Source organism: Brumimicrobium oceani (assembly GCF_003143775.1).
Lineage (GTDB): Bacteria > Bacteroidota > Bacteroidia > Flavobacteriales_D > Crocinitomicaceae > Brumimicrobium > Brumimicrobium oceani.
This window is the reverse complement of the sequence record NZ_QFRJ01000020.1, coordinates 25,830-37,261: the sequence shown is the minus strand read 5'-3', so window position 1 is coordinate 37,261 and position 11,432 is coordinate 25,830. Positions and strand designations below refer to the sequence as shown.

Genomic DNA, 11,432 nt, shown 5'->3' with positions numbered 1-11,432 from the left:
AGTCATCAATGGCTTCTTTATCTAGATGTTCTGGACTTTTCTTGTAATGCAAAGCCAAGTGCGCAAGGCATCTGGAGTAGTTATTTAGGGTGCTTTCTGACTTTCCATTAATCGAGAAGCTTTTGGTCAGTTTCTCGTGCAAGTCTTCAAAACCTGCAACCTCTAAAATTGCAATTTCAACGAGGGTTTTACTTTTTTTTATACATAATATTTGATTTAATTTGTATTCAAATATAGTAAATTGCTAATTTAGCGAGTGATAGAAGCTTCCGACGTTAGGAGGATTCGTTCAACACGGTATTAATATAAACGAAAGAAAAGGAATTAGCATTTTTTCAGTCTAAAAATGGAGCAATACAGTTAAAAACTGATTATAAAAATGACACTATTTGGGCATCTAAAAAACAAATATCTGAATTATTTGAGATAGATAGATCTGTCGTATCTAGGCATATTAACAATATTTTCAAGGACGAAGAGTTAGATAGGAAAGTGGTGTGTGCAAAATTTGCGACAACCACTCCACATGGCTCTATAATAAGCGTAAATTAAAAAATGAAAATTTGAATTTTCAACTAAAATCTCACCAGAAACCTTAACCACATTGACCTTATTAATTGCTATTTCTATACCAGAAGAAAAAGATAAAATGATTGGTCTAGTAAAATTACTTCTCAATTCATAGTAATGATCGGCTTGTCTTTAAATAAGTCCGTTTAGTACTATTGTTTCAGTTACAAACTATAATTTTGTTCCTTCTTCTTGCTAAAAATAATAACTTCACAAAGCTACCGGTTTTCGTCGGGGTGGGAATCGATGCTTCGGGTTTTTAAGCCTAGAATTAAAGGTTTATAGTACTGGTAGAAAGTAGTTTAAATATTACACTCCTGCTGTAATCAATTGAAAATGCTTTTTGTAGTTGGGTTTTGTGTTGGGGTTAATGTTATATTTGGTGGGAAAGATACAGGTTGGATATAGACTATGGTCGAAAGCCGATTGTTGTACGCAAATTTGAAAGAACCTGCATTTGAAATATGAATCTATTGGAAAGCATATTTAGAACATCTATCAAGAAGGTGAACTTGACAAAGCTAAGCTATCATCTGAAAACAAAAAAAACAATGAAAAACTCCCCCAACTCCTCCCAAATATCCCAATGGCTAGCCCATTCCAAAAGAGCATTACAAAACACGGAACGTTTCTCTAGCGAAGAATTGCAAACCATTCAAGCTGAAATAGAAAAAAGAGAAGCTTTGGTCAAGGATTTAGAAACTGCTAATTTGTCTAAAAATGCATTGCAATTTGAAGGTTCCTACAATATTATTGGCTTGAATCAAGATGAAGAACAAGGAAGGTATTTTGGATTTTTGCATATTTCAAAAGTTAGTGAGATCAGAGTAAATGCGGAATGGGTCATCAATGGTGAACAAGTGCAGCAAGGAAGTGGCTTCTTTCATGGTGACACGCTCATCATAAATTTCTCTTACGAAGGTGAAGAGGACAATGAAGGTAAAATCTATAAAGGGGTTGTTGTTTATAAATTGATAAACAATGTAATTTTAACAGGATTTTGGTCGGAGAAACATGGAAATGATGAATTTCTTGGTTTCGAGGAAGGCCGTAAATTAAAGGAATCCGAAACGATTTGGCACCAAGCGAAAATGAATTAACACTAAGAAAGAGAAAGGGTTCACGACCAGCTGATCCAATCTTTTAACCAATCCATTTACTCGAAAAGTGGAATCTTCTTGTCTTTGAAAGACTAAAGTGCTGAAAATAGCTCACAAAAAACACTGCACAAGCGCAGTCTTTGTTATTCACCCTAATTATTAATGAATTTCCTATAACAAAGCCAAACTGCCTGCTAACTTTGGAAATGCTCGAAATTTTTAATACCCAAAAGTGGAGTTAAACTTCTGGACACTAAAAACATCTGTGCTACCCAAATATATTGACATTTTGAATTTTCATGACGTAAACCCTCGTAAGCCCATGAATAATTCGGGTTAAAAGTACCCTTCACTTTTTTTAATAGGACGTCTCCATTCTTTCCCTCCAAATTCCTTACTTTTACAGAATGCTATATGCGGTAATTGATTTAGAAACCACTGGGGGAAGCATCAAAAACTCCAAAATTACAGAGTTCTCCATTTTCCTAACGGACGGAGAAAAAATTGTTGATGAATTCACTTCATTGGTCGATCCTGAGCGTCCTATCCCCTACTTTATTTCGCAATTGACAGGAATAAACGATGAAATGGTGGAGAATTCACCGAAATTCTATGAATTGGCCAAAGAAATCATCGAATTTATTGGCGATGCTGTTTTCGTGGCGCATAATGTAGGTTTCGATTACAATGTTCTGCGTGGTGAATATAGATCTTTGGGATTCGAATTTCGCTCAGAACATTTGTGCACCGTAAAGTCTGCACGAAAAATTATTCCAGGACACGCTTCCTACAGCTTAGGAAAACTAACCGATGAACTCGGAATAGAATTGGTTGGCCGACACCGTGCAAGAGGAGACGCTTTGGCCACCGTGGAACTCTTTCATTTACTTTACCAAACCGACAAAGAAAAACTAAATAGTTTCATACAATCTGATATAATTCCAAAGCATTTGCATCCTGGATTAGATTATGAAACCATAGAAGAAATTCCTAAATCGACAGGGGTTTATAAATTCTATAACGAAGACAACCGTCTGATTTACATTGGAAAAAGCAAAAACATTAAAACACGAGTTCAGCAGCATTTAAAGAATGTGAAAACCAAAAAAGGCATTAACATGTCGAAGGAAATTGTGCGTGTTGAATATGACATCACAGGATCTGAAGCCATTGCTTTAATTCATGAGTCTAATTTAATTAAAAAACACCAACCGCATTTTAACAGACAGTTGCGCAAAGACAAATATCCTTATGGACTCTTTGCTTTCGACGATGGAAAAGGATATGTGAATCTTCATTTGGATTTAATCAAGAAACGAGCAGACCAACCCATCACTACTTTTTCGAACAGAAATGAAGGAAATGGCTTTTTGGAACGCGCAGTCTACGACTATAATTTATGCAAAAAACTAGTGGGCTTATATCCCACAAAAACGGCTTGTTTTCAATACCACACAAAGGAATGCAAAGGTGCTTGTATTGGAGAAGAAGCTCCTGAAGACTACAATCAACGTGTAAAAAGACTCATCGACCGACTCAATTTTGAACTTGACAATTTCTTCATCATCGACAAAGGAAGAAATCAAACCGAATTGGGTTTACTGATGGTAGAAAGAGGAACTTTTATTGGATACGGCTATCTTCCAAAAGAAATGAATGATCGCTCAATAGAAACATGGAAAGAAGCCATCGACAGATATCAAGAAGACCGAGATATCCGAATGATTATCAACAGAATGGTAAGAATTGGAAAAGGAATTGAAATACGGAAGTTCTAATGGTTAATGTTTAATTATTCAGGCTTAATGGGGGTAGCGGTCATATTTATGTTTGAATTATTTTGTATTACTTTTTATCTTTTCAATATTTTTTCTTTTATCTCTCTACTGCCTTCCACAGGCTTATTCAACGGGATTGCCCTTCGGTGACTGAGCTTGTCTCTCTACTGCCTTCGACAGGCTTATTCAACGGGATTGCCCTTCGGTGACTGAGCTTGTCGAAGGCATCGAAGACTTAGAAAGCTAGTCTATTCCTCTGAAAAAATTAAAAAACCAATTCTTTGATTTTCTTTTTCAAGGTTTGTTTAATGTTTTTAGGATAGGTTCTTTTTCCGTGAAAAACATCTGCCATTTCTTCACTGAAGCGCTGTCCATATTTCTTTAGGAGAATATTTCTGATTGTTTTCTGTTCGTAAAACCATTTCGCTAACCAGACCGCAGTTTGTAACTCCGGCAACAAATCAGCTTCTAGTTTTTCCTCATATCTTCCTTTTGCCTCAGCACTATTTCCCTTCGACTCAATAATGGCTTCTGCTGCCAGTTTTCCACTGTGTATAGCATTAGAAATTCCTTCTGCGGTAATTGGATCGGCAAAACCTGCTGCGTCTCCTATCAAGAATACATTATTTTTTACAAATCCATCTGTTCTTGGAGCCACAGGAATTTGAAATCCATGTTGCGTTTCGCTGATTACATTCTCAATTCCTAATTGCTTTTTGTATTCTTCATAATGCTTTTTTAGATTGATTTTACTGCGTTTGGTGGTCATTACACCTAGTGATAGGTGTCCTTTCTTCGGAAAACTCCACGCATATCCAAAAGGAATGGCATCGATGTCAAACCGTGCTTCGGTAGATAAGCGCTTAAAATCTTCCTCCGAAACTTCGACCTCATATTCCAGTGCAGGAACTAGTTTTCTAGTGTCTTCAGTCCACCCAGCCATTTTAGCGGTCGGACTTAAAACACCATCTGCAGCGATTACGAAATTTGCACTTATTGATTCTTGAGAGGTTTCTAAGGTGATTAAATCGTCTTTAAACGACAAAGCATTCAACTTGTTATTTTCCAATAAAACAGATCCTAGAGCTTTTGCTTTCTTGGTGATTAAGGCATCAAAATTATCGCGCATCACCATAGAAATAGTAGGTTCTTCCCTATGGGTTTTAAAATGTAGTTTTTCTCCTAAATAAATATCGATGGTGTGAAACTCTTTCTCAACTACTTCTGAAATATCGATAGGTAGATTGTTTCGACCTCTAAAAACAAAGCCACCTCCACAAGTTTTATAGCGCGGCAAAGTTTCTTTTTCAATAATCACATTTGAAATTCCTGCTTTCGACAAGAAATAAGCGGTTGAGGCTCCTGCGGGTCCACTTCCAATAATTGCCACTTCAAAATGCTTCATATTGATAATTTAGTGTTTTAAATAATGATTAGCTTTCGGTTTACTTTTTAAAATTTTCAGTTCTTATTTTCAATGGAGAACACAAACTCTTTATTGTCTGGATAGGTTTTCAAATGAAATTCACCATTTTCAAGCACACCATAAGTATAATACTTTATCCAATCTCCTAAATTAAAGTATTCACTGTTTTCTCCAACAGACATTGCGATAGGTAAATGGCGGTGACCAAAAACGAAGTAATCGATGTGTTGTTTTTCCAAAATTTCTTTTGAATATACCACCAACCATTCTTCCTTTTCACCTAAGAATTTCTCATCAGTGTCTCCGGCTTTGGCCCTACTCGATCTTGAGAAATAATTGGCCACACCTATCCCGAAATTTGGGTGAAGTCGAGCGAAACACCATTGAAAAAACTTATTTGAAAATACTTTTTTGATGAATTTGTAACCGTGATCTCCTGGACCGAGTCCATCCCCGTGTCCAATGTAAATCTTTTTTCCCTGCGCTTCAAACACAACAGGTTCTCTGTGCATGGTGATTCCCAACTCTTGTTCATGGTAGCCAAACATCCACATATCATGATTTCCAGTAAAGAAATGTACCGGAATTCCACCATCCGTGAGTTCTGCTATTTTCCCTTGTAAACGAACAAATCCTTTGGGAACAGCATGTTTATATTCGAACCAGAAATCAAAAATGTCGCCTACCAAATAAATAGCTTCCGCATCTTTGCTCACCTCATCAAGCCATTGAACAATTAATTTCTCTCTCTCTAAACTCTTTTCAGCCGTGGGAACCCCCAAGTGAAAATCGGAAGCAAAATATATTTTTTTACTTGAATTGGACATTTATGGAATGTGAATTATTCGAAAATACTTTGCAATTTATCGGCTAATCCTTCTCCTCTAAGATTCGTCCCAATTACCTTTCCTTCTCTGTCGATTAAAACAGTGAATGGAATGGAAGAAACGTTATAATCTCTTCCTGCCGCAGAAGACCATCCTTTCAAATCTGAAACGTGAGCATCCCAAACTAAACCATCTTGTTCAATTGCAGCCAACCATTTCGTTTTGTCCTTATCCAAGGAAACTGAAAAAACTTCGAAACCCTCTTTATTGTATTTATTGTAAAGATTCACAACATTAGGATTTTCACGTCTACATGGTCCACACCAAGCCGCCCAAAAGTCGATTAAAACAACTTTTCCTTTATAATCAGATAAATTCAAGATTTCACCTTCTGGATTAGGCAAAGAAATTTCCTTCACTTCCGCTCCTGGTGCTAAAGGCATGCTGGCTAATCTTTTTTCCTTGTTCACTGCAAACTCTTTTACAATTCTTTGAACCGTTGGACTTTCACCAAAACTAGCATTCAGTTGAGCCACAATTTCTTCGTAAAGCTCAAATTCTTGATCCACATTCACAGAAGGTACAACACCAATCAAAGCAGGTGAATTTCCATATTCTTTGATATAGCCTTGTCTTTGTCCCATAAAAGTTTGGTACGTAGACTGAAATTGTTTTTGAATTTCAGATTTCTTGGTTGGGTTAGCTTGTAAATAACGATTCGCAGAGTCCAGTTTTGCTTTGTACTCGGTATTTACTCTTAAGAATTCCAATAGGGCTGAACTCGATGGAGACCCCACAATATTGGAGTGATTAAGGAAATTGCTGCCGTCACCATACACCTTTATGGTATCCGCAGTGCCCTCAACAATGATGTTGACACCTTGATTGTCCTCTAAGTTGAGCACATAATAGTCCTTGTGGGCAACGGAAACTTCTTTTTGGAAAAAACCCTCTTTGTCTATAGGAATAGAAGCTACTTCAATATTTTCTCCTCCTAAATTTTGATACAATCGAAGCGTATCACTCTCTGTGCTAAATATTTGCCCTTGCAATACAAAGGAAATTTTCTCTTGAGAGAATCCTAGTGTTGATAATAAAGTAAATGTTAGTAAAGTGAATGTACGTCTCATATTCATATTGTTTTTTTATTTTCCGAAGAGTTCTTGCAACTTTCTTTCCAAAGATGGTCCTCTTAGTTTTTCAGCGATAATTTTTCCTTCTGGATCAATTAAAACAGTGTGTGGAATTCCACTAAATTGGTATTTCTCCACCATTGTTGTTTTCCATCCTAAAAGGTCACTCACATGATAATCCCAGATTAAGCCATCCGCTTGAATCGCTTTGATCCATTTGTCCTTGTCCTTATCCAATGAAACGCTGAAAATTTCAAATTTATCTCCTTTGTATTTATTGTAAAGGCGAACCACATTAGGATTTTCTACGCGACAAGGTGCGCACCAAGACGCCCAAAAATCGATTAAAACATACTTTCCTTTTAATGAAGAAAGCGACATTTCCTCTCCTTCCGGGTTCGGTAAAGTAATTTCCGGTGCAATGTTCTTTTCTTTAAAATCCTTGTAATCTTTCAATCCTTGCTCCAATTGTGCTACTTGTGAGCCAATGTTTACCGTCATTGGATGCCCGGGATAGCTTTTTTCATAAGCCGCATGCAAAATCTTAAGTACATCGATATTTTTAGGGTCATAATTGTCATACCCCATCATCGGCATTAAGTTGGTCATTAAAAGAATGTGCGCAGGATTATCAGCATCTTCACGAATTTCTTTGATGATGTAGCGGTCCATAGGCTCTTTTTTCTCCACCACCATTTTCATCAAGTCTTCTTGATTATAGGATTGCGGATCTACAATGGACATTTGCCAATCAATAAAATCCTTCATTTGATTCATGTAACCATTCAATGGTTCCGCCCATTCTGTTCCTTCATAAACTACAGACCTATTGAAATCGTTAAAATCTAAGCTTAAGGAAAGTTCGTCACCCGGAACTAAAGTCATTGGAATCACTTTTGGTTCTTGGTTTTGCGACATTTTTCCATCAACACGCAGTTGATACAATCCCATTGCCTCAATCGCTCCTTTTAATTGAAACTTTCCGCTGCCATCCGTAGTCGCTTTACTGATTACGATTGGTCCGCGGTCTGTACTTGCTTCAAGCACCAAGGTTGCATTCGCTCCATTTTTCAAAGTGCCTTCCAAAGTAACATTGGGAACTTCGTTTGGATCTTTCATCATTTGCCCCGCATCTGCGTCCGATGATTCATCCGATGTTGTTGCTGCGGAATTAGACGCTTCTGTCGTCGTTGTAGTTTCTTCGTCTGTCGAACAGGCAAAAAGCAAAGTGCTCAATGCCAAAACATAAATACTGTTTTTAATCATATTAATTTTCTTCTAAAAGTTGACGCATCAGCTTGTTTGCCGATTTTGGATCTGCTTTTCCTCCTGATGCTTTCATTACTTGCCCCATAAAAAATCCAACCAATTGTTTTTCTCCGTTTTTATAACGTTCTGCCTCGGTAGGATGTTGTTTAATTACGTCCTTAATTATGGCAGAAATGGAATCCTCATCGCTGTCTTGAATCAAGTTGAGCTCTTCGGCAATTTTCTTTGCTGCTGCGTTCGGTTGTTCCAGTAATGCGGGGAATATTTTCTGAGCAGCCACACTGTTCGAAACAAAACCTCCGTCGATAAGTTCAATCAATTCTGCCAACTTCTCAGCATTTATCGGAAACTCTTCAATTGATTTCCCCTGCTGATTCAGGTAAGAACGTACTTCTCCATTCATCCAATTGGATGCAGATTTATAATTTTTTGTATGTAAAATCAACGCTTCGAAATATTCAGCAAATGGTTTTGTTGAAATGATATTCGTTGCATCGTATTCTGATAATTTTAATTCTTTGGTATACTTTTCGAAAAGTGCTTTTGGTAAAACAGGCATTTCAGCCTTAATCAATTCCACCTGTTCTTTCGAAACATGCAAAGGCTGTAAATCTGGTTCTGGGAAAAAACGATAATCATTCGCATCTTCTTTTGTACGCATAGAAATCGTACGCATATTTACAGCATCAAAAGAACGTGTTTCTTGTGCAATTTCTTCACCATTTTCAAGGGCTTCAATGTGTCGATCAATTTCAAAATTAATAGCACGCTGCACATTTCGCATGGAGTTCATATTCTTTACTTCCACTCTGCGACCATATTCTTTCGCACCTACTTTTCGAACAGAAACGTTGGCATCACAGCGCAGGTTTCCTTCTTCCATGTTCCCATCACAAATCTCAAGGTAGCGCACCAATTGGCGAATTTCTGTTAAATAAACATAAGCTTCGTCTCCGCTGCGCATGTCTGGTTCCGTAACGATTTCCAACAATGGAGTTCCCGCACGATTCAAATCGACCAAAGTATCGTAAACATCCACGTCGTGAATACTTTTTCCGGTATCTTCCTCCATGTGAATACGTGTGATTCCAACATGTTTGGTGTTTCCGTCCTCCATTTGTAAATCAATCCATCCTTTCGCACAAATTGGGGTTTTATCTTGTGTAATTTGATACCCTTTCGGCAAATCTGGATAATAGTAGTTCTTGCGATCGAAGTGTTGGTTTTCTGCAATCTCACAATTTAAAGCCAATCCTAATTTGATAGCATATTCAATTGTTTTCTTGTTCATCTTAGGAAGTGTTCCCGGATGACCCAATGTGATTGCACTAACATTCGTATTTGGACGTGCTCCATACTCATTTGCATCGCTAGAATACGCTTTTGTTTTCGTTAACATTTGAGCGTGAACTTCTAATCCAATTACCGCTTCGTATGTTGCTTTTACCTCCTCTGATACCATTTATTCTGTAAAAAATAAGTTTTAAACTCGAGCAATTAACTCTTTAATAATCTTTGTCATTTTTGGCTCTTGCTCATTGGCTACGTCAATTACATCTTGTGCCGAAACCTTAACGATTTTTCCTTCAACCCCTAAATCCGTGATGATAGAAACAGCGAAGCAAGGAATTTCCATGTGGCGAGCTACGATAACTTCAGGAACAGTTGACATTCCAACAGCGTCTGCACCTAAAATATTGATCATCTTGTATTCTGCCGGTGTTTCCAGAGTTGGCCCTGTTAATCCAGCGTAAATTCCTTTCACAACTTTGATGTCTAATTCTCCTGCAATTTTCTCAGCTAACTCAATCATTCCAACATCATAAGCATCACTCATATCTGGGAAACGCGGTCCAAGTTCATCAATATTTTTTCCAATCAATGGATTTCCAGGGAAAAGGTTAATGTGGTCTGTAATTAACATTAAATCTCCAATTTCAAAGTCTTCGTTTACTCCTCCAGATGCATTACTTACCACTAAACGTTCTACTCCTAATGCTTTCATCACACGCACAGGGAATGTACATTGTTGCAAAGTGTAGCCTTCATAATAGTGAAAACGACCTTGCATCGCCATGACTTGTTTACCACCAAGCTCTCCAAAAATTAGTCTACCGCTATGTCCCTCAACTGTTGAAACAGGGAAATGAGGAATATCCTCGTACGAAATTTGATTTGTGATATTGATTTCATTTACCAATCCACCTAAACCTGTTCCTAAAATAACACCCACTTGTGGCTTCACATCAGTTTGTGACTGAAGATATTTTACTGCTTCATTGATTTGATCTAACATAGCTATATATTTTCTTTAATAATTTATTTTCATTTTCTATCTTCACAGTCATCGCTTGGTAATACCAAGGAAATGAAAGTAAAGCTTCTTTAATTTCTGAATTCATTAAGCGCACCGCATCTTTTTCTGTGGTAACAATAATTTTTTCAGCAGACGCAAAGTTACCAAATAATTTGTGAATTTTCTCAATATCCTTGATTGTGTAATCGTGGTGGTCTCCGAACTTTAAATGGGTAACTTTTGAAGTGAGTTCTATATGCTCAATTAATGGCTGCGGATTCCCAATTCCTGTAACCAATAAGATTTCTTTTGGTGCTGTAAGCTTCTGTTTAGTTTGAAGGTGAATCAAATCTCCATAAGCAATGGAGGAAAAGAATATTGGAACATGCGGTTGCATTTTTAGCTTAGCAATGAATTTCGATTTTTGGAGCTCTGACAATTCAGTTGGAGATTTCGTAACAATAACAAGGTCTGCTCGATGTTTTCCCGATCGAAACTCTCTTAATCTGCCCGCAGGCAAAACATAATCCTTAAAAAAAGGCTTACTGTATTCTGTGAGTAAAATATTGCAATCTCGGTGAATATAACGGTGTTGATAAGCATCATCCAAAACAATCACTTCGGTCTCCGGCTCATTCTCTAATATTTGTTGAGCTCCTTCCACTCTTTTTTCACAAACCGCCACATTCACTTTCCCTTCAAATTTTTGAGCATAACTTAACGCTTCATCTCCAACATTTGTTACTTCAGAATCTGCCTTAACTTTCACAAAACCTTTTGATTTTCGACCGTATCCTCTTGAAAGTGCAGCTGTTTTGAATTTCTCAGATAAAGCATTCAATAGAAACTCAACGTGAGGCGTTTTACCTGTTCCCCCAACAGACAAATTACCTACAGAAATCACAGTGGTATTAACTTTCCTAACCGGTTTGATATTTTTATCAAATTGCCAATTCCGAATCGCCATCACGAAACCATAAATCATGGAAAATGGAAATAAAAGTATGCGGAGAATAATCATCGGGATAAAAAT

The 11,432-nt window shown here is 37.2% G+C and carries 9 protein-coding genes; 2 read left to right on the top strand and 7 right to left on the bottom strand.

All coding sequences use genetic code 11. From position 1 onward, the window contains the following. The first annotated feature begins 1,121 nt into the window (after window positions 1-1,121). Together DIT68_RS15725 and DIT68_RS15720 are read left to right on the top strand one after the other, a co-directional pair. Window positions 1,122-1,670 (top strand): hypothetical protein, encoded by a 549-nt coding sequence (locus DIT68_RS15725; RefSeq protein WP_233244217.1) that lies wholly within the window; start codon window positions 1,122-1,124, stop codon window positions 1,668-1,670. Window positions 1,671-2,077: 407 nt separating this feature from the next. Beyond that, on the top strand, window positions 2,078-3,448 hold the full coding sequence (locus DIT68_RS15720; RefSeq protein WP_109360780.1) for an exonuclease domain-containing protein: 1,371 nt from the start codon (window positions 2,078-2,080) through the stop codon (window positions 3,446-3,448). 265 nt (window positions 3,449-3,713) lie between these two features. Here the strand turns inward: DIT68_RS15720 and DIT68_RS15715 are convergent, their stop codons facing one another. The 7 genes from DIT68_RS15715 to lpxK are packed head-to-tail and all read right to left on the bottom strand — an operon-like array spanning window position 3,714 to window position 11,420. After that, the gene (locus tag DIT68_RS15715) at window positions 3,714-4,853 is read right to left on the bottom strand and encodes an NAD(P)/FAD-dependent oxidoreductase (protein ID WP_109360779.1); all 1,140 of its coding nucleotides are present in this window, start codon (window positions 4,851-4,853) and stop codon (window positions 3,714-3,716) included. Window positions 4,854-4,909: 56 nt separating this feature from the next. After that, window positions 4,910-5,701 (bottom strand): UDP-2,3-diacylglucosamine diphosphatase, encoded by a 792-nt coding sequence (locus tag DIT68_RS15710; RefSeq protein WP_109360778.1) that lies wholly within the window; start codon window positions 5,699-5,701, stop codon window positions 4,910-4,912. Between the two features lie 14 nt (window positions 5,702-5,715). Continuing rightward, window positions 5,716-6,831 carry a TlpA family protein disulfide reductase gene (locus DIT68_RS16595; protein ID WP_233244216.1) on the bottom strand — a complete coding sequence of 372 codons (1,116 nt, stop codon included), beginning with the start codon at window positions 6,829-6,831 and terminating at the stop codon, window positions 5,716-5,718. A gap of 15 nt (window positions 6,832-6,846) precedes the next feature. Continuing rightward, window positions 6,847-8,100, bottom strand: coding sequence for a TlpA disulfide reductase family protein (locus DIT68_RS15700; RefSeq protein WP_109360776.1), 1,254 nt, complete (start codon window positions 8,098-8,100; stop codon window positions 6,847-6,849). A 1-nt stretch (window position 8,101) separates the two neighbouring features. Continuing rightward, window positions 8,102-9,565, bottom strand: a complete 1,464-nt coding sequence (gatB, locus tag DIT68_RS15695; protein WP_109360775.1) for an Asp-tRNA(Asn)/Glu-tRNA(Gln) amidotransferase subunit GatB — start codon at window positions 9,563-9,565, stop codon at window positions 8,102-8,104. A 21-nt stretch (window positions 9,566-9,586) separates the two neighbouring features. Further along, window positions 9,587-10,399 carry a purine-nucleoside phosphorylase gene (locus DIT68_RS15690; protein ID WP_109360774.1) on the bottom strand — a complete coding sequence of 271 codons (813 nt, stop codon included), beginning with the start codon at window positions 10,397-10,399 and terminating at the stop codon, window positions 9,587-9,589. Continuing rightward, the gene (gene lpxK / locus DIT68_RS15685; RefSeq protein WP_109360773.1) at window positions 10,380-11,420 is read right to left on the bottom strand and encodes a tetraacyldisaccharide 4'-kinase; all 1,041 of its coding nucleotides are present in this window, start codon (window positions 11,418-11,420) and stop codon (window positions 10,380-10,382) included. Before lpxK ends, DIT68_RS15690 begins: the two co-directional genes overlap by 20 nt. Window positions 11,421-11,432: the final 12 nt, after the last annotated feature.

What these genes read in the sequence shown, in the direction of transcription:
- DIT68_RS15725 (WP_233244217.1), top strand. Translation starts at nt 1,122, where the DNA reads ATGAAAAACTCCCCCAACTCCTCCCAAATATCCCAATGGCTAGCCCAT.
- DIT68_RS15720 (WP_109360780.1), top strand. Translation starts at nt 2,078, where the DNA reads ATGCTATATGCGGTAATTGATTTAGAAACCACTGGGGGAAGCATCAAA.
- DIT68_RS15715 (WP_109360779.1), bottom strand. Translation starts at nt 4,853, where the DNA reads ATGAAGCATTTTGAAGTGGCAATTATTGGAAGTGGACCCGCAGGAGCC.
- DIT68_RS15710 (WP_109360778.1), bottom strand. Translation starts at nt 5,701, where the DNA reads ATGTCCAATTCAAGTAAAAAAATATATTTTGCTTCCGATTTTCACTTG.
- DIT68_RS16595 (WP_233244216.1), bottom strand. Translation starts at nt 6,831, where the DNA reads ATGAGACGTACATTCACTTTACTAACATTTACTTTATTATCAACACTA.
- DIT68_RS15700 (WP_109360776.1), bottom strand. Translation starts at nt 8,100, where the DNA reads ATGATTAAAAACAGTATTTATGTTTTGGCATTGAGCACTTTGCTTTTT.
- gatB (WP_109360775.1), bottom strand. Translation starts at nt 9,565, where the DNA reads ATGGTATCAGAGGAGGTAAAAGCAACATACGAAGCGGTAATTGGATTA.
- DIT68_RS15690 (WP_109360774.1), bottom strand. Translation starts at nt 10,399, where the DNA reads ATGTTAGATCAAATCAATGAAGCAGTAAAATATCTTCAGTCACAAACT.
- lpxK (WP_109360773.1), bottom strand. Translation starts at nt 11,420, where the DNA reads ATGATTATTCTCCGCATACTTTTATTTCCATTTTCCATGATTTATGGT.